24 protein-coding genes, 1 tRNA gene, 3 pseudogenes and 1 other annotated feature are annotated in these 23,907 nt (G+C 54.6%); of the genes and pseudogenes, 9 read left to right on the top strand and 19 right to left on the bottom strand.

Annotated elements, in window-relative coordinates; genetic code table 11:
- Nucleotides 1-1,443 carry an EmmdR/YeeO family multidrug/toxin efflux MATE transporter gene (locus ACR6JA_RS03525; protein WP_494492886.1) on the bottom strand — a complete coding sequence of 481 codons (1,443 nt, stop codon included), beginning with the start codon at nt 1,441-1,443 and terminating at the stop codon, nt 1-3.
- Between the two features lie 197 nt (nt 1,444-1,640).
- Here ACR6JA_RS03525 and ACR6JA_RS03520 point away from each other — a divergent pair.
- Nucleotides 1,641-1,716, top strand: a tRNA-Asn gene (locus ACR6JA_RS03520).
- A 66-nt stretch (nt 1,717-1,782) separates the two neighbouring features.
- Here the strand turns inward: ACR6JA_RS03520 and ACR6JA_RS03515 are convergent.
- From ACR6JA_RS03515 to ACR6JA_RS03500, 4 genes and pseudogenes are all read right to left on the bottom strand, one after another.
- Nucleotides 1,783-1,923, bottom strand: a pseudogene (locus ACR6JA_RS03515) (lipoprotein); the annotation flags it as partial.
- A gap of 82 nt (nt 1,924-2,005) precedes the next feature.
- Nucleotides 2,006-2,335 carry a hypothetical protein gene (locus ACR6JA_RS03510; RefSeq protein ID WP_494492885.1) on the bottom strand — a complete coding sequence of 110 codons (330 nt, stop codon included), beginning with the start codon at nt 2,333-2,335 and terminating at the stop codon, nt 2,006-2,008.
- Between the two features lie 162 nt (nt 2,336-2,497).
- Nucleotides 2,498-3,625, bottom strand: a complete 1,128-nt coding sequence (locus ACR6JA_RS03505; protein ID WP_494492884.1) for a DNA alkylation repair protein — start codon at nt 3,623-3,625, stop codon at nt 2,498-2,500.
- Between the two features lie 60 nt (nt 3,626-3,685).
- Nucleotides 3,686-4,378 (bottom strand): Crp/Fnr family transcriptional regulator, encoded by a 693-nt coding sequence (locus ACR6JA_RS03500; RefSeq protein ID WP_494492883.1) that lies wholly within the window; start codon nt 4,376-4,378, stop codon nt 3,686-3,688.
- 295 nt (nt 4,379-4,673) lie between these two features.
- On the opposite strand from ACR6JA_RS03500, the gene deoD reads away from it, so the two are divergent.
- Nucleotides 4,674-5,384, top strand: a complete 711-nt coding sequence (gene deoD, locus ACR6JA_RS03495) for a purine-nucleoside phosphorylase (RefSeq protein ID WP_213712440.1) — start codon at nt 4,674-4,676, stop codon at nt 5,382-5,384.
- 22 nt (nt 5,385-5,406) lie between these two features.
- Nucleotides 5,407-6,933, top strand: a complete 1,527-nt coding sequence (locus ACR6JA_RS03490; RefSeq protein ID WP_494492882.1) for a purine-cytosine permease family protein — start codon at nt 5,407-5,409, stop codon at nt 6,931-6,933.
- Between the two features lie 17 nt (nt 6,934-6,950).
- On the opposite strand, the gene ACR6JA_RS03485 is transcribed toward ACR6JA_RS03490, so the two are convergent.
- On the bottom strand, nt 6,951-7,850 hold the full coding sequence (locus ACR6JA_RS03485) for a substrate binding domain-containing protein (RefSeq protein ID WP_494492881.1): 900 nt from the start codon (nt 7,848-7,850) through the stop codon (nt 6,951-6,953).
- Nucleotides 7,851-7,960: 110 nt separating this feature from the next.
- Between ACR6JA_RS03485 and ACR6JA_RS03480 the strand changes: the two genes are divergently transcribed.
- Entirely contained in the window at nt 7,961-9,337 is a 1,377-nt protein-coding gene (locus ACR6JA_RS03480; protein ID WP_494492880.1) for an MFS transporter, read from the top strand.
- Nucleotides 9,338-9,340: 3 nt separating this feature from the next.
- Complete coding sequence (locus ACR6JA_RS03475; RefSeq protein WP_494492879.1) at nt 9,341-9,715, top strand: DUF4440 domain-containing protein; 375 nt, start codon at nt 9,341-9,343, stop codon at nt 9,713-9,715.
- A gap of 34 nt (nt 9,716-9,749) precedes the next feature.
- Here the strand turns inward: ACR6JA_RS03475 and proR are convergent.
- From proR to fusA, 3 genes and pseudogenes are all read right to left on the bottom strand, one after another.
- A pseudogene (proR, locus tag ACR6JA_RS03470) lies at nt 9,750-10,051 on the bottom strand (transcriptional regulator ProR).
- Nucleotides 10,036-10,287: pseudogene (locus tag ACR6JA_RS03465) on the bottom strand (type II toxin-antitoxin system RelE/ParE family toxin); the annotation flags it as partial. The pseudogenes ACR6JA_RS03465 and proR, both read right to left, overlap by 16 nt.
- Before the next feature lie 168 nt (nt 10,288-10,455).
- Complete coding sequence (gene fusA, locus ACR6JA_RS03460) at nt 10,456-12,558, bottom strand: elongation factor G (protein WP_213712450.1); 2,103 nt, start codon at nt 12,556-12,558, stop codon at nt 10,456-10,458.
- 190 nt (nt 12,559-12,748) lie between these two features.
- On the opposite strand from fusA, the gene ACR6JA_RS03455 reads away from it, so the two are divergent.
- On the top strand, nt 12,749-13,057 hold the full coding sequence (locus ACR6JA_RS03455; RefSeq protein WP_008455004.1) for an ArsR/SmtB family transcription factor: 309 nt from the start codon (nt 12,749-12,751) through the stop codon (nt 13,055-13,057).
- A 37-nt stretch (nt 13,058-13,094) separates the two neighbouring features.
- Here ACR6JA_RS03455 and ACR6JA_RS03450 read toward each other — a convergent pair whose 3' ends face one another.
- The 5 genes from ACR6JA_RS03450 to dacD all read right to left on the bottom strand — a co-directional run bounded on the left by ACR6JA_RS03450 (nt 13,095) and on the right by dacD (nt 17,046).
- Nucleotides 13,095-13,430: a DUF496 family protein gene (locus tag ACR6JA_RS03450; protein ID WP_008455006.1), complete on the bottom strand. Its 336-nt coding sequence runs from the start codon at nt 13,428-13,430 to the stop codon at nt 13,095-13,097.
- Between the two features lie 173 nt (nt 13,431-13,603).
- Entirely contained in the window at nt 13,604-14,662 is a 1,059-nt protein-coding gene (locus ACR6JA_RS03445; RefSeq protein WP_213712453.1) for an FUSC family protein, read from the bottom strand.
- A gap of 154 nt (nt 14,663-14,816) precedes the next feature.
- Complete coding sequence (locus ACR6JA_RS03440) at nt 14,817-15,251, bottom strand: VOC family protein (RefSeq protein WP_213712455.1); 435 nt, start codon at nt 15,249-15,251, stop codon at nt 14,817-14,819.
- A gap of 12 nt (nt 15,252-15,263) precedes the next feature.
- The gene (gene sbmC / locus ACR6JA_RS03435; RefSeq protein ID WP_494492878.1) at nt 15,264-15,728 is read right to left on the bottom strand and encodes a DNA gyrase inhibitor SbmC; all 465 of its coding nucleotides are present in this window, start codon (nt 15,726-15,728) and stop codon (nt 15,264-15,266) included.
- Between the two features lie 151 nt (nt 15,729-15,879).
- On the bottom strand, nt 15,880-17,046 hold the full coding sequence (gene dacD, locus ACR6JA_RS03430; protein WP_213712457.1) for a serine-type D-Ala-D-Ala carboxypeptidase DacD: 1,167 nt from the start codon (nt 17,044-17,046) through the stop codon (nt 15,880-15,882).
- Nucleotides 17,047-17,298: 252 nt separating this feature from the next.
- Here dacD and ACR6JA_RS03425 point away from each other — a divergent pair, with 252 nt between their 5' ends.
- Nucleotides 17,299-18,450 carry an acyltransferase family protein gene (locus tag ACR6JA_RS03425; RefSeq protein WP_494492877.1) on the top strand — a complete coding sequence of 384 codons (1,152 nt, stop codon included), beginning with the start codon at nt 17,299-17,301 and terminating at the stop codon, nt 18,448-18,450.
- A gap of 76 nt (nt 18,451-18,526) precedes the next feature.
- A complete protein-coding gene (sbcB, locus tag ACR6JA_RS03420; protein ID WP_494492876.1) occupies nt 18,527-19,954 on the top strand; it encodes an exodeoxyribonuclease I in 1,428 nt (475 codons plus the stop codon).
- Between the two features lie 60 nt (nt 19,955-20,014).
- On the opposite strand, the gene ACR6JA_RS03415 is transcribed toward sbcB, so the two are convergent.
- The 5 genes from ACR6JA_RS03415 to ACR6JA_RS03395 form a co-directional block, all read right to left on the bottom strand.
- Nucleotides 20,015-21,379 (bottom strand): APC family permease, encoded by a 1,365-nt coding sequence (locus ACR6JA_RS03415; protein WP_494492875.1) that lies wholly within the window; start codon nt 21,377-21,379, stop codon nt 20,015-20,017.
- Nucleotides 21,369-21,431, bottom strand: a complete 63-nt coding sequence (locus ACR6JA_RS03410) for a hypothetical protein (protein WP_494493252.1) — start codon at nt 21,429-21,431, stop codon at nt 21,369-21,371. Before ACR6JA_RS03410 ends, ACR6JA_RS03415 begins: the two co-directional genes overlap by 11 nt.
- A gap of 102 nt (nt 21,432-21,533) precedes the next feature.
- On the bottom strand, nt 21,534-21,770 hold the full coding sequence (locus ACR6JA_RS03405; protein WP_494492874.1) for a hypothetical protein: 237 nt from the start codon (nt 21,768-21,770) through the stop codon (nt 21,534-21,536).
- Between the two features lie 36 nt (nt 21,771-21,806).
- Entirely contained in the window at nt 21,807-22,721 is a 915-nt protein-coding gene (locus tag ACR6JA_RS03400; protein WP_494492873.1) for a LysR substrate-binding domain-containing protein, read from the bottom strand.
- 26 nt (nt 22,722-22,747) lie between these two features.
- Nucleotides 22,748-23,575 carry an SDR family oxidoreductase gene (locus ACR6JA_RS03395; RefSeq protein ID WP_008455027.1) on the bottom strand — a complete coding sequence of 276 codons (828 nt, stop codon included), beginning with the start codon at nt 23,573-23,575 and terminating at the stop codon, nt 22,748-22,750.
- 200 nt (nt 23,576-23,775) lie between these two features.
- Between ACR6JA_RS03395 and hisL the strand changes: the two genes are divergently transcribed.
- Nucleotides 23,776-23,826: a his operon leader peptide gene (gene hisL / locus ACR6JA_RS03390; RefSeq protein WP_126358378.1), complete on the top strand. Its 51-nt coding sequence runs from the start codon at nt 23,776-23,778 to the stop codon at nt 23,824-23,826.
- Nucleotides 23,802-23,907 (top strand) — a sequence feature (His leader region). This feature is flagged as partial in the annotation. Its footprint overlaps the gene before it by 25 nt.

The raw sequence follows: 23,907 nt of genomic DNA, 5'->3' as shown, positions 1-23,907 counted from the left end.
TTATTCCTGAACGGTAAGCGGTTCTTTCGGCGGTCGCGGGTATTTTTTCAGCCAGCGGCCGCTGACCATTCGCCAGTAGAAGCAGGCGCCGCGCACCGCCCAGTCGCCAAACATCCCCAGCCAGACACCCACGACGCCCATGCCCAGTACAATCCCCAGCGTGTAACCGGCGATAACGCGGCAGCCCCACATCCCCGCCATTGAAACCCACATGGCAAAACGTGCGTCACGGGCACCCTTCAGCCCGGCAGGCAGCACCCAGGACGCGGCCCAGATTGGCATAAAGGCGGCGTTCATCCACAGCAGGACTTTAACGACTTCTTTGACGTCATCTTCGCTCGTGTAGAACGAGGCGAATAACCCGGCGAATGGCGCGGTTCCCCACGCAAGAATTGTCAGGCCAATGGTGGCGAGCCAGAACGTGTGGCGTAGCTGGCGCTCGGCCTGGCCAATTTGCCCTTTCCCCAACCGCCTGCCGACGATGATCGTTGACGCCGACCCGAGGGCGTTACCCGGCAGGTTAATCAGTGAAGCCACGGAGAAGGCAATAAAGTTCCCGGCAATCACGTTGGTCCCCATCCCGGCAACGAACATCTGCGTCAGCAGCTTACCGCCGTTGAACAGCACCGACTCGACGCTCGCCGGAATACCGATGCCGAGCACTTCCCACAAAATGCCCCAGTTGAGCGGCGTAAAATAACTTTTCAGCGAGATACGCAGCGCCGGGTTAAAGCCAATCATCAGCACGAAGATAATGCCCGCCGCGCCGATGTAGCGGGAAATCGTCAGCCCCAGTCCCGCGCCAACAAAGCCCAGCCCGCCCCAGCCAAAGATGCCGTAGATAAGAATGCTGCTGATGATGATGTTGAGGATGTTCATGCCGCCGTTAATCAGCAGCGGGATTTTGGTGTTCCCCGCCCCGCGTAGGGCACCGCTACCGATGAGCGCTATGGCTGCCGCCGGGTAGCTCCAGACGGTGGTTTGCAGGTAAGAAAGTGCGAGAGCTTTAACTTCCGGCGTGGCATTCCCGGCAATAACATCGATGATGTGCGTGCCCGCCAGATGAATGCCTGCGGCCATCACAAATGACACGATAGTCATCAGGATCAGCGACTGCCGGGCTGCCGCCCTCGCCCGCTCCGGATCAAGTCTGCCGAAGCTGAACGCCACCACCACCGTGGTGCCGAGATCGATAGCGGCGAAGAACGCCATGATCACCATGTTAAAACTGTCGGCGAGCCCTACGCCCGCCATCGCCTCTTTCCCTAACCAGCTCACGAGGAAAGTACTGAGCACGCCCATCAATAACACGCAGGTGTTTTCGAGGAAGATTGGCACCGCCAGCGGCGTTATCTCACGCCAGAACAGCACCCGATAACTCTTACGTTTGGCGTACCACGGCGTTTTCGCCACGGTCTGGCGAAGGACTGCATGTAAGTTCAAGCGAGGACCTGCAAGGAAAGATAAAACGGCATTTCAAATAATGGGTGACAAATCGTTATCCTGCAAAGGATTTTTTTGTCTCTGATTGCCTGAAAAGGCAACAAGATGTTGATAGTTTCCGCAAACGCACCTAAGGGTGAGATTTTGCCTTTGACAAGCCCCTGAGCCGCCGCTAATATTCGCCCCGTTCACACGATTCCTCTGTAGTTCAGTCGGTAGAACGGCGGACTGTTAATCCGTATGTCACTGGTTCGAGTCCAGTCAGAGGAGCCATATTTGAGAAGCCCGCTTAAGGAAACTTAAGCGGGCTTTTTGCTGTTAGTGGTTCAGGCAAAGACGTTACTTCCCGCCGCCAAGTTCGGTGATTAATCCGTTGTTGTCGATGAAAAAACCATATCGATAGACTTTGCGATTCAGCGTATACGACGTTTGATAGATGTAGCCGCGGATAAGCGGAACCTTTATACAGGCATCCGGATAATTATGTTTTGCGTGAATGAAATAAAGACACCGAATAGCAACGTATAATATTACTATTCGGATAAAAGAAGATTTTTAGCGGTTACTCGAAAAAGGCCTGCGCTACGAAGGTATAGCTATATTTTCCAGCCGATGGCAGTTTAACATCAGGCTGTGAAACGAAAGGAACCGAGACCTTACTACCACCAACAACAATCTTCACTGTACCTGAAGTTGCTGCGTCAAATGGAAGATATGTCACATCACTTGTGGCTAATGATATATCACCAAGTTGCGCTATAATCCCCCGAACACCATTATCGCTCGAATATTCATCTTGTAACATACCAGCATTACTACCACTCATTGCCTGATTTTCACCCGCTACAACCACCTTCATATTTTCCGGCGCAGTTATTTCAGTTTTAAACAACTCATCGCCGCTATTATATACCGGGAATATTAAACCCACCGCGACAATATTCGCGGCCTGCATCACAGAGGCGGGAAATGAAAGCAACAATCAAAATGATTTTTTGGGTAGAAGAGATGCAGCCCCGGATCATAAGACTGCATTATCTGAAAATTTATAACTTTATAACACCAACACCCACTCCTCTCCCCCAAGAACCTTACCGTTCACCTGAATCTCGATCTTCTGCACGCCACGGTAATACTGGCGGGTGGTGACTGTCCTCACCGCGTGCTTTTTCTCTATCGTTACCGTTCCGTTAGCCGGGAGTTCGAACGTGCGCAGTTTGAATACCTTCGGGGCGAGGCTGCCGTTGGCTTTCATAAAGTGCAGCACGTAATCGACCACGATATTTTGCAGGGCGTTGCTGGTTGAGCGCAGGCTGACGTTAAATTCCAGGTTTTCGCCCAGGGCGATCGCTTTTTGTTTGAGGGATAATGCATCCAGCGCGACATCCGCGCCGTGCTGCACGCCGATCAGCGCCAGCGCATCCGGGTGGCCATTCTTAATTAAGGTTCTAAGAGAATGCCGGGTTATCCACGCGATTTTTTTCACGTCGTCACTGCCAGACTGTTTCGCCTGCTGCTGCCAGCTTTGCAGGAGCTGAATCACGTAGTCCGGGTGGTCTTTGGTGATGTCATTGAGGTGGTTGGCGACGCTTTTTCTGACGTAAAGCTCCGGGTCGAACTTCAGGGAGTCCAGAATGGCTCTGGTTCCCGCTGGGTCCTTGATAAACAGATGCAGCTTCTCGCCCCACGGCACGCGCGGGCGTGTGCCTTCCGAGGCCCAGCGGCGGATGTCCACGCTTTCGTCCTGCGCACACTGTAGAAGGAAGCGCATGGTTTCTTCCGGGTTCTGTTTAATAAAGGGACGCACCGCCCATTCGGCAGTAAAACAGACGGTGACCACTTTCAGGGCTTCGAGGGAAAGTGCCGGGTGGTTCAGGCCATAGACCTGAATAAACTCCGCAAAGGGCCAGACGGCAAAGCCGCGCAGCTTGTTCTCTTTTAGCACCGAAACCACCACAGCCAATGCAGCCGGGTAGTCCTGCGGCAGCTCAGCTGCCAGCGCATCTCGGATGACCTGGACTCTGGCCTTCATTTCCAGCTTATCGAGGTTTTCCGCCTGGTTTAAAAACGCTTCGGCGTTAAAGGCGGGATAATGCCGCGCGATTAAGCTCGCGATGTCCTGCAAAAGCGCATGATTAAAGGCATGTTTAAACGCGTTCTGATTTTCGACGGACTCACTCACTGCACTACTCCATGGCGGATAACGTATTGCCGGAGTCTATCACTGTTTTTTCTTTGCTTTTTAGCCCTTTGCTACAAAAACTGGCTTGCTGATTCGCCCTGGGTTCGTCAGCACCTGGCGGAATTTTTCTATGTCGCAAATCACGTATTCATGGGCCACTTTCTGAATGTACTGCTCTTCTATCAGCTGGTTGATCACCCGGCGGTAGGTTCTCTCAGAACAGCCAAAGCGCTCGGCCTCACGGGACACCTGTGAGAAATCCACCAGCGGCTTGCTCTGCTGATGGCGTTCATACAGGTCGGCCACGATGTTAAACACCAGCGGCTGCAGGAAACGCTCCATGGTTCTCGCCATTCCACGCTGGTAGCTGGTAGAAAGCAGCTGGCTGAGCCAGACGCCGACTTCCGCGTGGCTGGTCAGAATGGCGTCCATCATCGCCAGCGGAATGACTTTTACCGTCATAGTGTCGTGGGCCACGACCGAGAACTGGCTCGGCGTATGGGTGAGGTATTCAATTTCGCCGATGATAGTGTCGCTGACAAAGCGCTGCCCCAGGCTGAATGCCTTCCCGTTTTCGGCGTTGTAATGCATGGTGTACTCGCCGAGCGTGATCCAGTAGAGCGCTTTGATCTCCTCGCCCTGGCGCAGAATAAATTCATCGGGGCCGATCTCTTTGCTTTTAAGCGGCGCGGCGTACACGGCATCGCGCAGGATCTGGTGCCCGCGCTGAGCGAATTGCTGAATAATATTCATGGTGTTGTCGCTCTCCGGCAGGCTGCCATGCAGCTCAATAAGGTCATTAACCCGTCAAGTATTGCCTGTTTCGCCAGAGTCCGCGGCGAAAAAGGCGGCTGAGATTAACTATCGCCCCTCGGTATTGTCAATACTCCGCGTTTTGCTCACCCCTTGCCAGCCCTGGCGTTTCTCTTTTCTTGCAAAGGCAAAAATCAAATTTGTGATCGCCGTCAGCCCGGCCGGACATTTGCCTTTTTCTGCAAGCCGCCGGGTTTCTATCGTAATGGCATGAAACCAGCCAGGAGATCGTCTCATGACGCCACATATTAACGCCAACCCCGGCGACTTTGCCGAAACCGTGATCATGCCCGGCGACCCGCTGCGCGCGCAGTACATCGCGCAGACTTATTTAACCGATGCAAAGCGCGTGTGCGATACCCGCAATATGTTTGGCTTTACCGGCTACTACAAAGGCAAACGCCTTTCCGTGATGGCGCACGGGATGGGCATTCCGTCCGTTTCCATATACGCCCATGAATTGATCAACGCCTTTGGTGTGAAACAGCTTATTCGCATCGGCACCTGCGGCGCGGTGGATGAAAGCGTGGATATGCGCCACGTGATTGTCGCCACCGGCGCGGGAACGTCTTCTTCGGTAAACCGCGACCGCTTTGGCGGCTACGACTACGCGGCGGTGCCGGACTTTGACCTGCTGCGCCGTTGCTGGACGGCGGCCGAGCAACACAATATTCCAACCCGGTTCGGCAACACTTTTACCAACGACCTGCTCTACGACAAACCCGAAGGCATGCTTCCTGCCCTCAAAAAGATGAACATCCTTGCGGTGGAAATGGAAACCTCGGCGCTGTTCACTATCGCCGCGCAGTACCGCGCCAAAGCCCTGAGCCTGCTGACAGCCTGCGTAAGCAGCGTCACGGGGGAAGAGCCGACGGCAGAAGAACTACAAAACACGTTAGACAACATGATTGAGCTCGCTTTAGAAACCGCACTTCTCTGCGATTGATTTCTCCCATAAGGGTTCTCCGATGACAAACTCTACACATCAGCCGGCCTCGGGCGGCATAAAAGTTGAAGCAAACGGCGTGAATGCCGTCCCGGAAGCTGAGCGCTACGGCAAACCCGCCGGGCTGTTTCCGATTTGGTTTTCCTGGAACGTTTCTATTCTGGGGATGACCTACGGCATTTACGTTTACTCACTCGGCCTGAGCGTCTGGCAGTCAATCACCGCCGGGATTATCGGCTACCTGCTTTCCTGCTGCCTGGTCGGCGTGCTGGCGGTGGGTGGGCCAAGAACCGGCCTGCCTACGCTGACGCAGACCCGCTTCTGCTTCGGCTATCACGGCAATAAATTCCCGACGCTGTTCGCCTATATCTCCAACATGGGCTGGAAAATCACCATTATTACCCTTGCCTCGTCTACCGGCGCGGCGCTGTTTGCCAAACTTTGGCCTGCGGCCTTTGCGCTGGCAGACGGCAAGCCTACACTGGGGTGTATTCTCGGCTGGTTCATCGTCAGCCTGGCGCTGACCATGTCGGTCGCCATTTATGGCCACCAGTTGATCATGAAGGTGGAGAAATACATCGCCTGGCTGACCGGGTTTATGAGCATTATCTTTATCTTCCTGATGCTGCCGCATATTCACTGGGAAAAGCTGGGCCAGAGCGCGGCGCACGGCGACCTGTTGACCTACATCGGCGGCGTGGTGATGGCGATGACGATGGTGGGACTTGGCTTCCTGAACTACGGCGGTGACTTCGCGCGCTATTTGCCGAAGAAAACCCAGGCATCGAAGGTTATTTTCTGGACGACGACGGGGATTTCTCTGCCGGTGAGCATCCTGCTGGTGCTGGGCGCATTCCTTGCCGACAGCAACCCGGACCTGAGCGCGGCGGCGGCGCAGTCGCCTATTGCCTCGCTGACTAACCTGCTGCCGTTCTGGTTCTACGTGCCGTTCTCCATCGTGATTATTGTTTCGCTGCTGGCGGCGGCAATTACCGGCGTATACAGTTCAGGTCTTGCCCTGTTGGCGCTTGGTATTCCGGCCAGCCGCGCCACGACGACCACGCTGAACGCTGCTATCATCGGCTTCGGCGCGTTCTACCTGATGTTTATTTCCGATTCGTTCCTGGCGACCTTCCAGTCGTTCCTGGCCTCTATTTCGGTGGTGATCGGCTCCGCCGGGGCGATTCAGCTGATCGACTTCCTGCGCCAGAAGCGCCTGGGCTGGGATGTAGCAATGGCGAGTAAAGCGGGTTTTGGTGGCCGCGATGGCCGCTGGACGGCACTGCTTTCACTGGGTATCGCGACCTTTGTGGGGCTGGGCACAATTACTTCCGGCGACCCGTACATCGCGCACGTGGTGGGCTTCCTGCTGACGGAAGAAACCCGCCACAGCGTCTTTGCGACGGCGAACCTGGGCGTTATCGTCTCGATGCTGACCGGAGGCGTATTGTATTCGCTGCTGACCTTCGGCCTGAAAATTGAGCTGCCGGGCATTTCGTCTGCACAAGCGGCTTCAACCGTGCAGGGTAAAACCCAAAAAGCGCTGTAAGCCGAAAAACAGGCCCGCTAAGCGGGTCTGTTATTTTCCCACTCCTGCAAAAAGTCTATCAGCGCACGCACCTTCGCCGGAACATGCTTCGTGTTCGGGTAAACCGCATAAATCCCTTGCGACGGGAAACGGTATTCCGGCAGCACATTCTGCAGCTCCCCGCGCCCTATCGCGCTGCGCACCAGCCATTCGGGCAATAAGCCTACGCCGCAGCCCTGAACCACAAAAGCCATGAGCGCAGCCGCCGTGTCGGTCATAAAACGGGCTGGCCCGGTTATCGTTAGCTCCCGCGTTTCCTGGTCAGGCCCAATGACCTGCCATTCTCTGGGAGTTAGCAGCCGACGGTGAATGACCCACTCCGCTTTGGCCAGCGCCTCCAGGCTGCCAATCGGGGTACGCTCAAGCCACTGCGGCGCGGCAACCGCCACAATCTCGAACCGCTCTATCAGCGCCGCGCGGTAGGACGAGTCCGCCAGCTTGCCCAGGCGAATAGCCACGTCAAACTGCCCGGAGATAAGATTAGCCGGAGCAGATGAAGATTCGTGCCGGATGGTCAGCCCCGGATGCAGCTTGCCAAAGGCGCTCAGCGCAGGGATAACTTTCGCCTGGCCGTATTCCGGTGTCGTCGAGATACTCAGCTCGCCAGAAAACCCGCCGTGATGCCCCTGCACATCCTCCACCAGCGCTGCGCTCTCCCTTAACAGCTGCAGGGCCCGCTGGTAAAACACTTCCCCCGCCTGGGTTAACGCCACGCGCCGGGTGGAACGCACCAGCAGCGAAACACCAAGTTCCGCTTCAAGCTGGCGAACGTTAAAGCTGATCGCCGCTTTTGTTTGCTGCATGGACTGCACTGCCGCGGTAAATCCCCCGGCCTCCACCACCGCAACAAACTGCGCCACCCGCTGCAAGTTGAGCATGCTAATTCGCCTGATTATCAAATTATTTTTGACAGTGTATCAGCCAGAACGGGATTTATCCGCCTCGCAGAACCTGCTGAAATCGCCTTTTCTTTTTCACGAGAGCCGCTATGCCTTATCGCTACAGGGTTGCTGCCGTTTATCTGCTCGGTTTTTTTCTCGACTTAATCAATATGTTTATCTCCAACGTCGCCTGGCCTGAAATGGGTAGGGAGTTTCACGCGCCGATTACCGAGCTGGCGTGGATAAGCCACGGCTATCTTTGTGGCCTGACGCTGGTTATTCCCTGCAGCGCGTGGCTGACGCAGCGGCTGGGTGCCAAGCGCCTGTTTATGCTTTCTTTGGGGCTTTTCTCTCTCGGCACGCTGGCTTCCGGCCTGGCTCCCGGCCTTGAAATGCTGGTCGCCGCACGTATTCTGCAGGGCGTGGGAGGCGGGCTGCTTATCCCCGTCGGCCAGGCGCTGACCTGGCAACTTTTCGCAGTGCATGAACGGGCAAAGCTTTCATCAGTCATTATGCTGGTCGCGTTGCTGGCTCCGGCGCTTTCGCCAACCGCAGGTGGATTGCTGGTGGAATCTTTTGGCTGGCGCTGGATATTTCTCTCCAGCCTGCCGCTGGCGCTGCTGACACTCGTTCTGGCGGGATTTTGGTTAAAACCTGCAGAGCAACAAACTGCCCGCAGGCCCCTGGACGTTAAAGGGTTAATGCTGGGGTCGACGGGGCTATTCGCTATTTTACTGGGCGTCACCCAGGCCGGAAACCCGTCGGCGCACGGAGCGGCATTAGTGTGGCTCATCGCTGGCATGCTTATTCTTTGGCTTTTTATTCGCCGCAACGGCAGGCATCCGACCCCGCTGTTCAGCCTGCCGCTGCTGGCAGATCCTCTGCTGCGTTATGCCATGCTGGTTTACCAGTGCATTCCGGGGATTTTTATGGGTACCAGTCTGGTCAGCATTGTCTATCTGCAAACGCAGTTGGGCCTGTCTGCCACTCAAACCGGAATGTTGATGCTGCCGTGGGCGATGGCCTCTTTTGTCGCGATTTCATTTACCGGCAAGATGTTTAATCGCCTCGGCCCTCGCCCGCTGATAGCCGCCGGGGGCATATTTCAGGCCGCAGGGATTTTGCTGCTCACGCAAATCAACTCCGGCGAGCAAGCCTCGTGGCTGGTAGCCGCTTACGCGTTGATGGGCCTGGGGGGAAGTCTTTCCAGCAGCACGGCGCAGAGCACCGCTTTTATCGCCATCCCTTCGGAGGCAATGCCGGAAGCCAGCGCACTGTGGAATATTAATCGCCAGTTAAGCTTTTGCTTTGGCGTGGCGCTACTGAGCCTGCTGTTGACTGTTTTACAGACGCTGATACCCGCCCCTCGCGCTTATTTTTTCACTTTTAGCCTTGCCGCCGCCGGGACGCTTGCCCCGCTGGTTTACGCCTGGCGGCTCAACAATCAGCAGATTAAAAATCAACTGACCCAAAAGGAACTCTGAGCAATGAATATCTGGTTTGAAGAAGTGATTGAGGCCCATGTTGCCATTGAGCAATGGCTTGGTGCGGGCAAGGGGGAGCTGGAAGCGCTGCTGGCACGCTTTACTCACGACTATTCAATGGTCGCGCTCAGCGGAGCAAAGCTGGATTATCCGTCGCTTTGCGGCTTTTTCAGCGCCAGCGGTGGTAGCCGTGAAGGGCTGGCGATTGAGGTCGATAACCTCCAGTTATTGGACGAATGGCCGCAGGGTGCCGCAGTGCTTTATCGCGAAACACAGACCCTGAACGGCTCAACCACCGTGCGCTGGTCTACGGTTATTTTCCGCCGTGAGGGCGAGAAAGTGTTATGGAGACATTTACAGGAAACTGCGCAGACTTAAGCCGGAGCGGGCGGTGAAAACCGCCCCATTAGCCTTAAAGCGCGATATTGAAATGCGTCCCGTCCGGCAGCTCGATATCCAGCTTTACCTTTCCCCCCCGCCGCCTCAACGTAACGCTTGAGGGAAGAAAGTTTGATGTCGCGGCCTTTTTTTTCATTTCGGCAACGGTGGGCTGCTTCACGCCCAGCTTCTGCGCCATCTCAGCCTGCGTTTTCTGACTTTGTCACGAAGTTCAGTCAGATGGATATTCAGCAGCATTTCGTCGGCCATGGCCTGTGCGGCGGCCACCACTTCGGGTTTCTCTTCGGCCAGTAGCTGTTCTAGTGTTCGACCCATTCTGTTTGTTCCTTTTCCGTTAGCTGTTTCAGATGAGCTGCAAATTCCTTATCGGCCCGAGGAATCATGACGTCATAAAACCGCTTCTCGTTTCCGACCTTGTTACCTGCACACAACAGGATGGCACAACGCCTTACATCAAAAGCGAAAAATAGCCTTAATGGTTCACCTTTATACTGAACACGCAGCTCTTCCATGTTCGCGTATTGCGATCCTCTCACAGTGTCGGCGTAAGGCTATACCACGGATTATCGGTATAAAAATACAACGGATCATGGAGCCAATTGAGAATGTTCGAGCAGGTTTCAAGTATTTTTTGACGTATGCGGGGTGTTGCAAAGCGAATGGAAAATGACACGCAGATGAAAAATGGGCGAGATGACCTCGCCCATTTTGGGTACAGCTTAAGCTTTTACGCGGCTGGCAATAATGTCGTCGGCCACGTTACGCGGCGCTTCGGCATAATGATGGAACTCCATGCTGTAGGTCGCCCTGCCCTGAGACATTGAGCGCAGCGTGGTGGAATAACCAAACATTTCTGCCAGCGGGACATCGGCCCGAATAATCTGGCTGCCAAAGCGTTCTTCCATGCCCTGCACCATGCCGCGGCGGGAAGAGAGGTCGCCCATAATGTTACCGGCGTAGTCTTCCGGCGTTTCCACTTCGACGTGCATGATAGGCTCCAGAATAACCGGATCCGCTTTGCGCACGGCGTCCTTGAAACCGAAGATCGCCGCCATCCTGAACGCCATTTCCGAAGAGTCGACGTCGTGGTAAGAGCCGAAGGTCAGCGTGGCTTTGACGTCCACCACAGGGTAACCGGCCAGCACACCTGTATTCATCGCCTCACGCAGACCTTTTTCCACAGAAGGAATGAACTCGCGTGGCACTACGCCCCCTTTGGTGGCATCTTCAAACACAAAGCCTTTGCCCGGCTCAAGCGGTTCGAGCGTCAGCACCACATGACCATACTGGCCTTTACCGCCTGACTGCCGCACAAATTTCCCTTCCACGTCTTTCGCCGTTTTACGGATCGTTTCGCGGTAGGTGACCTGTGGCCGGCCAATATTGGCTTCCACGCCAAACTCTCGCTTCATGCGGTCGACGATGATTTCCAGGTGAAGCTCGCCCATGCCGGAGATGATCGTCTGGCCGGATTCTTCGTCCGTATGCAGGCGGAAAGAGGGATCTTCTGCCGCTAAACGCTGCAGCGCGATACCCATCTTCTCCTGGTCGGCCTTGGTCTTCGGCTCGATAGCGAGGGAAATCACCGGCTCAGGGAATTCCATTCGCTCAAGCGTGATCACCGCATTCGAGTCGGTTAACGTATCGCCAGTGGTGACGTCTTTCAGCCCTACGCAGGCGGCGATATCGCCGGCGCGCAGCTCATCCACCTCGTGGCGGTCGTTCGCATGCATCTGCACAATACGTCCGATACGCTCCTTTTTGCCTTTCACCGGGTTGTAAACCGAATCGCCTTTTTTCAGCACGCCGGAATAAACACGGATAAAGGTCAGTTGCCCAACATACGGGTCGGTCATCAGCTTGAAAGCGAGCGCCGAGAAGGGTTCATCATCACTGGGATGGCGTTCCGCGTGCTCCCCCTTTTCATTCACGCCGTCAATGGCAGGAATATCGAGCGGAGACGGCATCAGCTCTACCACCGCATCCAGCATGCGCTGCACACCTTTGTTTTTAAACGCGCTGCCGCACAGCATCGGCTGAATTTCCCCGGAAATGGTGCGCTTGCGCAGGCCAGTAATAATTTCCGCTTCGCTCAGATCGCCGGTTTCCAGGTATTTATCCATTAGCTCATCGTTGGCTTCCGCCGCCGCAGAGACCATTTTTTCGCGCCACAGTTGTGCAGTCTGCAGCAAATCCTGCGGTACAGGCCCATAGCTGAATGTCATGCCCTGGGTCGTATCGTCCCAGATAATGGCGCGCATTTTGATGAGATCCACCACGCCAGTGAAGCTGTCTTCTGCCCCAACCGGGATGGCGATGGGAACAGGATTAGCTTTCAGGCGGTCAATCATCATCTGTACCACACGAAAGAAATCAGCGCCCGGGCGGTCCATTTTGTTAACGAAGGCCAGCCGCGGCACACGGTATTTGTTTGCCTGCCGCCAAACGGTTTCTGACTGCGGCTGCACGCCGCCCACTGAGTCGTAAACCATTACCGCGCCGTCCAGCACACGCATGGATCGCTCCACCTCAATGGTGAAGTCCACGTGTCCCGGCGTGTCGATGATGTTGATACGGTGCGGTTCAAAACCGCGATCCATACCCGGCCAGAAGCAGCTCACCGCGGCGGACGTAATGGTAATACCGCGCTCTTGCTCCTGAGCCATCCAGTCTGTCGTTGCTGCGCCATCGTGAACTTCACCCAGTTTGTGGCTCATGCCGGTGTAAAACAAAATACGTTCGGTCGTGGTTGTTTTACCGGCATCAATATGGGCTGAAATACCAATGTTGCGATAGCGTTCGAGAGGGATGGGTCGGGGCATGATGTGTCCTTAGTCTTGTTGACTGTTAAGCGACGGCCACTATGGCCGCCAGATTTGTTCGCCATCAGCATAGTACAATTGTACGAGTATATTCGAACAATTTGAGCTATCGTTAATATCAATACATTCGGAGGGCATCAAGTTTGCTATAGTAGCCGGCCGCCGTGCCGTCACCGCCTACAGGAAGAGTATGATCGCCAACCATCCGGAACGAGAACAAATCCGCCTTGAAAATGTGCTTTTTGCGCTGGGCAACCCTTTGCGGATGGGGATCGTCAGATCGCTTGCCGGGGGGGAAGAGCTTACCTGTGGCGCTTTAATTCAGGATGTGGCGAAGTCGACCATGACCCACCACTGGCGGGTTCTGCGCGATAGCGGCGTAATCTGGCAGCGCCCTCAGGGGCGTGAAAATTTGATTTCGTTGAGGCGTGAAGATCTGGATGCTCGGTTCCCCGGGCTGCTGGAAACCTTACTGCGGGTGATGGTGAACGAGGCATAAAAAAACCGCCCTGAAGGCGGTTTATTCATCGCTGAAGTTATTCAGACTTAGTGTCAGCAACTTTCTGCTCGCCCATCACTTTCAGCTTCTTAGAGATCTCGCGACGCTCTTTAGACAGCTCGGCGTTTTTGATGATGTAGTCATCCACGCGGTCTTCGTAGTCGGTTTTCATGCTGGCAATGATGCCCTGCACCGCTTCGATGCTCATGCCTGGCTTGATGTAGTCGCTCAGGTTATCAAGCAGCAGCACGCGCTTTTGGTTGTCACGGATCTTTTTCTCTACATCCTGAATTTCACGCTGCAGTTTGTTTTTACGACGGAACAGACGAACAAACTCCAGAACGTCCTGGAAGGTAGGTTTGATATTTTCCATTTTTACACCCCTGCTAAATTGGTACTCGGATTCGTTAAGACAACCGCCATAACCTTAGTAGTAGCGGTTGACGATTACAATTTTTTGTCAGTCTCACTAACGGGCTTGCCCTATCTTAACCTCAATTTCTGCTGAATCGAAACAAGCATTGTCATTTCTGTGCTTTACGCGCGCTATTTGCGCAGCGCGCGGCAAATGAGGTGCGACAGCAGCTCAAGCTGGCGGGCCAGTTCAAGGCTAAGCCAGACGTAGCCGTGAATAGGCGTTTCCTGGAGTTGACTGCCCTTGCCCTCCTCCATCAACTGGCGAAGTTCAAAAACGATCTCATTCAGTTTCTCGGTGTTGGCTGAGATGGGCGAAGGGTTCCCTTCATACAGCGCCTTTGCGATGGCCGACAGTGTGCGCTGCGTCATTTGCTGCGTGTCGCGCAGCGTATGAGCGTTGATCATCACAAAATGACTTTCCCGCGTCGCCCAATAGGCGTTGATTTGCAGCTCAAGGGTGCAGACCATGTTGCGATTAATGGTCTGAATCGCCTCAAAGACTGACTTCTGAATACGGGTTTCCTTACCCGCGGGGCCAATCAGGGCGCGCATCTTGACCACGTCATTGAGGATTTTCTGCAACGGTTTTTCCAGCCGTGGGCGCTCCACAAGGTTTGGCGAGAACCCCGCAGTGTAGATTTTGCTAAACGCCTGCACGAAGGTCGCCATCTGGATACGCCAGTGGATAAACGCCCGCTGTGGGTAAACGCTGGTAAACAGCATGGCCAGAAGCGAGCCGAAGATAACGTCGCCGCTGCGCCACAGAGCAACTTCCATATCCCCCGGCGGCGCCCCAACAACCACGGAGAGCGTGATGCCGATAAGCAGCGCCTGGTAGGGACGTTTACCCAGCGCCAGATAGCCGCACAGGAACATCGCCAGCCCGCACCAGATGATCATCAGCGGTAAGGAAATAAGCTCCAGCTTAAGGGCTATCAGTCCGATGGCCGCGCCAAAAATGGTGCCGCCAATACGCTGGAAGGCGCGCGGAACCACGTTCCCCCAAAAGGAAATTGGGCCCATCACCACCACCAGTGTGATAAGCGGCCAGGTGCCTTCGGGGATGTTCAGCAGACGAACCAGAACAAATGTCAGCACAAAAGCAAGGGCTATACGTATGCCGTGGGCGACGCGATAGTTGCGGTAAATACGGATCTCAAACGGGGTCAGTGATTTGTCGGGGCGCACACCCGGCTCTCCGAAAATAAAAAAGAAATTGTACCCGTTTTTCTCACAAAGAAATCATGTTGCCAGGTGCGGCGGGACTTTTAAGCGGAATATTTCACATTTCTTTGCTGAATATCAGAAATGGGCAGCAGACTGCCGCCCGGATTCAAGCCAGCTAGCGCAGCCAGGGCGTAACGGTCACGCCAACCAGCAGCCCTTCAGGACTGAGCATACGTGACACCGTTTGCCCCCAGGGCTCGATACGGTTATCCACCAGCATCTGATACCCGGCCTGCTTTAACACCGCTGTCGCCTGCCCGACATCTTCTACTTCAAATTCGACCCAGCTTTGGGGCGCGACAATGTGCTCGGGCCAACTGTCCACGCCGAAGCAGGACTGTGCCGCCTGAGCGAGCGGCCAGAGCGCAAAATGCTTCACGCCATCCAGCTCACCGTGCTCCGTTGCCAGATAGTCCTCGTTACCTTCCATCGCTTTTAGCGGCAGACCTAGCACCTGCTGATAAAATCCGACACTTGCCGCCACGTCGCGCGTAACCGGGCCATACCCGGCGATGAATAACACGTTTAATCCTGCGATAGCTTCCGTCATGGTGAGCTCCTGTCAGACCTTAGCGACCGGGATATACATATCAATTTCCCATACGCCGGACGCCGAGCCGTCGTTGAGATAGATTTCGTAACAGGGTTTGCCGGTTAACTGATAGTCACCATCAGCCTCTACCTGGTCAAAGAAGGTTTCCCAGGCTTCCTGGAATGCTTCATTTTTTACGATGGCATGCCCGATGGCGTAAGTATCTGCCTCAATAGCCGTGATGATAACGCCTTCGCTGTTTTCCGGTAGTTTGAACTCTTCAGGTACGTCCAGCACCGTGTCCACGCGGAGCTTTTCTGGCGGAACAACATCGGGGTCATCATAGTAAATGGCCAGCCAGTCGCCATGCAGGCTGTGGGTTTTCGCCCACATGGCCAGTTGGCCAAACCCTTGCGGAACCGTGGTTTCCCACGGCCCGACCAGATGAAAACCGGCCACGTTACGCGCCGGAACATGCTGAACTTTGAATGTCATACTGCCTCCACGCTGATGAATAAATACACTGTACATTTATACACTATATTTTTTAAAGGTGGGGCACAAGCTGCCAGATTTGGGAGCAACCTCGCAGGAAATGGCGACAAAAAACCGCGCAAATTGCGCGGTTCATCAACAAGACAAAGGGTTAAAGCTTGCGGCTGATAAAGTCGCCGAGACGCGAAAACAGCCCGCCCTTCTCCACCGGCGTGAGGTTCACTAGCGGCCAGTGGGAGATAAGCTTGTCGCCATCAAACAGCTGGATCTCGCCTACCTGCGTATTGGCTGCCAGCGGGGCCTCCATATCCTGTTTGCTTAGCACATACTTTGCTTTAATGTTCGGCACTTCCGATTTAGGCAGCGCGAGGAAGACGTCCCGATCCGGGCCCACATTGATATTGGCCTTGTCGCCGTACCAGATGTGCTCGCTGCCGATAGGTTTGCCTTTTTGCAAGACCTGCACGGTGTCGAAATTATCCTGCCCCCAGTGCAGCAGCTTGCGGGCCTGCTCTTCACGCCCTTTTGAGCTAAGGCCGCCCATAATCACCGCAATCAGGCGACGCTGACCCAGCACGCTGGAGGCAATAATGTTAAACCCTGCTGTTTCGGTGTGCCCCGTTTTCAGGCCATCCACGTTCAGGGATTTATCCCACAACAGGCCGTTGCGGTTTTGCTGGGTAATCCCGTTCCAGGTGAGACTGCGCTCGCTGTACATATGATAGAACTGGGGTTCACCGTGGATGATAGCGCGGGACAGAACGGCAAGATCATAGGCGGAGCTGTGCTGTCCCGGTGCGTCCAGGCCATGCACGGTTTCAAAATGAGTATCGTGCAGGCCAAGCTGGTCGACGTAGTGGTTCATCATGGCGACAAACTGCTTCTGCCCCCCGGCAACATAATCTGCCAGCGCAACGCAGGCATCGTTGCCGGAATCGATAATCAACCCGCGGCTGAGATCGCGCACGGTCACCCGGTCGCCCGGTTTAATGAACATCAGCGATGAGCCGTCAAACACCGGGTTACCTTTTGCCCAGGCGTCTTTCCCCACTGTGACGACGTCGTCCGGGGTAATACGTTTACTGTCGATTGCGCGGTCAACGACATAGCCGGTCATCAGTTTTGTCAGGCTGGCCGGGTTACGCTGGACGTGTTCATTGCCTGCGGTCAGCACCTGCCCGGTGGTGTAATCCATCAGTACCCATGCGCCGGCTTCTACCTGAGGCGGCTGCGGCTGATGGGGGAAAATATCATCAGCATAGGCAGCATTGACGGAAAGGGACAAAAAGCTCAGGGCAACAAGCAGGCGGGTTTTCAACGGAATTTCCTCAAAGACTTAATTTACAGCGGCTCGTTTTACGGGAGTTCTTGTTAATTTGCTTCTTTAAATTGCAAGAAAATATGACATTTCATATTTAGCAATAATAATGAATAATATTTGTACTAAATATATTCCCCCAGACATCACACTGCGTTTATTCCGATATTCCATGTTTGCGTGACATTCTGATTGTGGCGGCGCTGATTCATTTTTACTCTGACCGAAGAATACACGCATAAAGGTCATCGTATGGTGGAAAGTAAACGCTGGTCTCCTGAGCTGGAGGGGCTGCGAGGGCTGGCCTCGCTTTGGGTTTTGCTTGGCCACATTTGCCTGCTGGTGCAGTGCCGCATTCCCCTTCTTTACGATCCGGGGATGGGGGTCGATTTATTTATTTTGCTGTCAGGGTATTTGATGGCAAAAAATTATCAGGAGCGTCGGGAAAAAGAGCCGTGGAATAGCCCGGATACCTTTCGCAAATTCTGGCTACGCCGCTTCTTTCGCATCGCCCCGCTCTATTATTTGCTGCTGGTCGTTGCGCTGATTTTTGGCGGCTGGTTCGGCGAAATGCGCGATATTATCGCCAGCGCCTGGCCGACAACCGCCACCGCAAGCAGCCGCTATGCCGACCACTCCGCAATGAATATTTTCAGCCATCTGACGTTTATTTTTGGCCTGTTACCGGCCTGGTCCTTCCGCACCGTGTTGCCAGACTGGAGCATTGGGCTGGAGATGCAGTTTTATCTGCTGTTCCCGTTCATTATGCTGCTGGTGATGCGCTACGGGTTTACGGTTAGCGCGACGCTGCTGATGGTTGTTTGCCTGGCGGCCCGCTGGCTCTTCCCGGACTACTTCAACGCCTTTCCTATGCCGTCCATGATCCTGATAAAACTGCCGCTGTTTATCGCCGGAATGCTGATATCCCACGCGGTAATGCAAAAAAATCTACGCTATTGCGCGCTGGCGCTGCTCGCCCCGGTCATTGCCTGGCAGATGCATATCGCCGAAACCCATCTGCGGCTGGTGGCAGAGTGCATGATGATTACCGGCATGACGCTGCTGCTCTGGCAGACTGACAAAGAAAATCGCCTGCGCCGAATCACGGCGGCACCTCGCAAGCTGCTCACCTGTCGGTTTAGCCTGTTTCTGGGGGATGTCTCTTATTCGGTGTACCTGCTACACCTGATGATTGTCCTCCCCACTATCGGCCTGCTCGTCCGCTACACCGGTTTTGCCCATCAGCCTTCGCTGATGCGTTTCCTGATAGTCACGGCCATCGCGCTACCCGCCGTCTGGCTGATTGCCGTTGCGCTTTACCACAAGGTTGAAAAACGCGGCATCGCGCTGGGTAAACAGTTGCTTAGCGGGGCGAAAATGAAGTCCGAAAGGTCCGTATCTTAAACGTGCTTTTCCTTCTGATGCGCCGGCAGATGGTTTACCATTGAGTCTGATGATAACTAGCTCAATGGTAACCTCTGTGTCCGATTCTGCCTCACTTGCTACCTTTCTGTTTCACGATTACGAAACCTTCGGCAAAAACCCTTCGCTGGACAGACCGGCCCAGTTTGCCGCGATTCGCACCGACAGCGAATTTAACGTTATTGGCGAACCGGAAGTGTTTTACTGCAAGCCTGCGGATGACTACCTGCCCCAGCCTGAAGCCGTGATGATCACCGGCATAACGCCCCAGCAGGCGCTGGCGCGTGGCGAGAACGAAGCGGCCTTCGCGAAGCGTATTCACGACATCTTCACGGTGCCAAAGACTTGCGTGGTGGGCTACAACAACGTGCGCTTCGACGATGAAGTGACGCGGAATATCTTTTACCGTAACTTTTACGATCCGTATGCCTGGAGCTGGCAGAACGACAATTCCCGCTGGGATTTGCTCGACGTGATGCGCGCCTGTTACGCCCTGCGCCCCGAAGGCATTGTCTGGCCGGAAAATGAGGACGGGCTGCCGAGCTTCCGCCTTGAGCACCTGACCAAAGCCAACGGCATTGAACACGCTAACGCACACGATGCGATGTCAGACGTTTACGCCACCATCGCGATGGCTCAGCTAGTGAAAACCCGCCAGCCGCGCCTGTTTGAGTATCTCTACAGCCATCGCTCAAAGCAGAAGTTACAGACGCTGATTGATATCCCGCAGATGAAGCCGCTGGTCCATGTATCCGGCATGTTCGGCGCCCAGCGCGGCAATACCAGTTGGATAGCGCCGCTGGCCTGGCACCCGGACAACCGCAATGCGGTGATAATGGTCGACCTGGCCGGGGATATCTCGCCGCTGCTGGCGCTGGATGCCGCCACCCTGCGTGAACGCCTGTACACGCCCAAAGCCGAACTGGGTGATGACGCAGCGGTGCCGATTAAGCTGGTGCATCTGAATAAATGTCCGGTGCTGGCCGTTGCCAATACCCTGCGCCCGGAAGATGCTGAACGCCTCGGCATTAACCGCCAGCAATGCCTTGATAACCTGAAAGTACTGCGCGAATACCCGGAAGTGCGTGAGAAGGTGGTGGCGCTGTTTGCCGAAGCCGAGCCGTTTGTGCCTTCCGATAACGTCGATGCCCAGCTTTACAACGGCTTCTTTAGTGACGCCGACCGTGCTGCAATGCGCATCGTGCTGCAAACCGACCCGCAAAATCTGCCGGCGCTGGATATCACCTTTGCCGATAAGCGCATTGAGAAACTGTTGTTCAACTACCGCGCACGCAACTGGCCGGGAACGTTAAGCGAAGATGAGCAGAACCGCTGGCTGCAGTATCGCCGGGACGTGCTTTCCCAGGAAGCTCTGCAGGCCTATGCCCAGGAGCTGGAGGCGCTGTACAACCAGCATGAAGGGGACAAAGAGAAAATGGCGCTGCTGAAAGCGCTATTTGAATACGCCCAGTATCTGGTCGGTTAATCTTTCCCGTAGCCAAAAAAAAGCTCCCGAGGACGGGAGCTTTTTTATATCAGAAACCGATTATGCGGCGTCTTCGTTGTACTGTGGCACCGGGTTACGGAAGCTGCGGGTCACGCAAGCGAGGTAAACCAGGCCAATACCGCCCCAAATCAGGCCCAGAATCATCGAGCTTTCTTCCAGGTTGATCCACAGCGCCCCCACCGTCAGAGCACCACATACCGGCAGCACCAGATAGTTAAAGTGGTCTTTCAGCGTTTTGTTACGCTTTTCGCGGATCCAGAACTGAGAGATAACCGACAAGTTCACGAAGGTGAACGCGACCAGCGCCCCAAAGTTAATCAACGCGGTGGCTGTTACCAGGTCGAAACGAATCGCTAACAGAGCAATGGCCCCAACCAGCAGTACGTTCCATGCCGGAGTACGCCATTTCGGATGAATGTAACCGAAGAAGCGAGTCGGGAACACGCCATCACGCCCCATCACGTACATCAAACGAGAAACGCCCGCGTGTGCAGCCATACCGGAGGCCAGCACGGTCACGCTGGAGAAGATCAGCACGCCCCACTGGAAAGTCTTACCGGCCACATACAGCATGATTTCCGGCTGAGATGCATCTGGATCTTTAAAGCGAGAAATATCCGGGAAATAAAGTTGCAGGAAGTAAGAAGCAACAATAAATACCATGCCGCCAATCAGCGCGGTCAGGAAAATCGCTCTTGGAATCACACGTTCAGCATCTTTAGTTTCTTCAGACAAAGAAGAGATGCCGTCGAAGCCCAGGAACGAGAAGCACAGTATGGTCGCCCCGGTGATCATCGGCACCACATGCGCATCGCCAGACCAGAATGGACGAGAACTCGCCAGCGTTGCTGCACCTTCACCGTGATAAACCCCATAAATAATCATGCCGACGATGACGGAGACAATCCCCATCTGCAGCACCACTATTAGGGTGTTGAAATTAGCAACGGTTTTGATGCTACGCAGGTTTGAGATGGTCATAAAGGCCACCAGCGCAACAACAAATATCCACGACGGCACACTCGGTACCAGCGCTTCAAAGTAAATTTTTGCCAGCAGAATGTTGATCATCGGCATGAACAGGTAGTCCAGCAGCGAAGACCAGCCAACCATAAACCCAACGGTAGGGTTGATGGATTTCTGTGCGTAGGTATAGGCGGAGCCCGCAGACGGGAAACGACGCACCAGCTTGCCGTAGCTCAGCGCGGTGAACAGAATCGCCACCAGAGCAAAGGCATAAGCCGTCGGCACATGGCCATCGGTCATCCCGGAAACAATACCGAAAGTATCAAACAAGGTCATCGGCTGCATGTAGGCAAGGCCCATCATAACTACCGGAACCAGCGTCAGGGTCTTACGCAGACCTGGGCGGGTGTTTGCACCTGCGGTGACGTTAAGCGACATGGTTGTTTCCCTCAGTGGAGAAAGCCTGCGCAAAAGCAAAAATCTGCCCCATCTTAATTTCCTCGGCGACACGACTGTCGTTTTTTAAAAGCTAGTATCTATCCGGTACGAAGCCCGGCCTCTTGGTTTTTTTGGCAAATGCCGTTTGTCTGACTTAATTGATTGCAAAAAAATAACCGACGTCTCTTAAACGTCGGTTAATTTTCTCTTTTGCAGGCCGCGTATTTTGCACCATTTGAAGGCACAATGACAAGATGTTAAAGCCATCTTTGGCAATTTCTTTTTCAGCGTCTGGCGGAAGTAAAATCTCCCACATCCAGCACGGCAGAAGAAGATAGGCCAGTTGTGGCACATCGCTGCCATAACGCACTGCCTGACTGACATTCAACATAGCCAGGTTAGTGAAATTTCGCCAGTCAAAAAGGCACTATTTCTCTACTGGCATATACACCTGGGCGATATGCGGGTCGGCGACGATTTTTTCTCGCCACCATTCGCTGGCAAGCCCGGCCGTTTGCTCATTCCAGCCTATCCAAACCGGTACATAAGGCACCTGCCCCGCAACCTCTTTTTCCACCAGCGCACCACTCTCAATGTACCGCTGCGCCATATAGCGCGGCATATACCCGCAGCCAATGCCGCTGATTTGCAGCTCGAGCTTGGTTTTGAAATCAAACACGGTGATCGCCTCCTGCTCTTCAAGCAAATGCAGCGCTCGGGCGGACTCGATTCTGGAGGTGTCTCCGACGACCACCGCCCGGGACTGCTTAACCAGCCGTCTGGGCAGTGGCTCCTCCGCTTTCGCCAGCGAATGATGTGGGGCGACAACAAAGACGATCTCCAGCCGGCCCAGAAGCGTAAAGCCAAAACCGCTCAGCGAAGGCGGCTCGCTCATCGCCCCGACAATAATGTCCGCCCGCCCTTCCGTGAGCGCTTCCCACGAGCCGCCAAGCACATCGTTGATAAATTTTAGCCGCGTTACGCTGTAGCTTTGATAGAACGCCTCGATTAAGGGCGTCAGCAGGGAAAAGGGAAAGGCATTGTCCACGCCGATGGTGAGTTCGTGTTCCCAGCCCTGCTGGAGTTTGATCGCCTGCTTTTCCAGCTCGCGTACCGAATGCAGAATTTCCCTGCCTTTTTCCAGCAGGAGCTGGCCGGTTCGCGTAAAGCGCGACCGGTGGCCGCTGCGGTCGAGGATTTGAATATTGAGGTCGCTTTCCAGCTTTTGCACGCTGTAGCTCAGCGCCGAAGGGGTTTTAAAGAGCTTTGCCGCCGCCGCAGCAAAACTCCCTTCTTTATCCAGCGCATCGAGAATGATCAGGACCTCCAGCAAAGGTTTCATACTCACTCCCGGATGTGTGGCTGAATTTACTGCATAGGCATAAGCAGCGGATTAGGATATTGATAGTCGAAGCCTAGCTCATTACAGATGCGGCTGCCGTCAATCAGCTTGCCGTGGCCGGTTGCCGCGTCTTTACGGAACGACGGGGCCTCAAGGCCAATTTGCCGCGCCATAAGTGAATAGAATTCTTCCCGCGTTGGGTGGGCCGGAGCACAAAGATTATAGACTCGCCCGCCTTTAGGTGCCTGAAGCAGCAGCGTGATGGCCGAAATCACATCTTCCAGATGCACGAGATTTACGCCGTGCTGCCCGTTTGCCACGTCCCTTTTCCCCGCTAAAAAACGCCCAGGATGGCGTTCCGGCCCCACTAACCCCGCGAGGCGGAGGATATCCACGGACGTCCCCGGGAGTTTATGCAGCCAGTCTTCCAGCTCTTTAAGCACTTTGCCGCTGGCGGTGACAGGTTTAAGCGGGGACGTTTCTTTTACGCTACCCTCGCCTTCCCCATACACCGAGGTCGAGCTGGTAAAAATAATGCGCGGCACGGAATGCGCCAGCGCGCTGTCGACTATTTCCTGCACCGCCTGCAGATAAAAATCATCGCCTTCTCCAGTGCGGCGGGCGGGCAGCGTCACCACTAACGCGTCAACGTTCAGCAGCGCTTCCAGGTCCTCACTGTCGCAAACCAGTTCCGGCTGCAGATTCAACTGATAACTTTCGATCCCACACATGCGAGCTGCTTCTACACCATCCAGCGTGGTTTTGCTGCCGGTGACCTGATAACCGCGCGCTGACAATGAGAGCGCCAGCGGCATACCCAACCACCCCAACCCGACTATTGCGACCCTTTTCATGCCTTGTCTCCTGACCTTGCAGCATTATCTTCTGACGAGTGAATTTAGCTCTCCATTAAGGCTACGCCACCCGGGCAGAACTGACAATTCCCTCAGCCTTACAGAATATTAATCAACGAGGAAAAAACCCCTTGCGCTCGGTGCGTCATCTGGTTTACGTTAATTGGCACATAATGAATAGTCATTCATACGAGAATTTTATGACACGCGCTCAGTTTAAAAACCATCATCATCACCATCACCCTGACTAGTCTTTCAGGCGATTGGTGCTGGGAGACGAAAAGATCTTCCAGTGGTGCGTGAACGCGAGAAAAAGCCCCCGGAAGATATCT

The sequence above is a fragment of the Cedecea sp. B1(4) genome, assembly GCF_059414925.1.
This window is presented reverse-complemented; position numbering and strand designations above follow the sequence as displayed.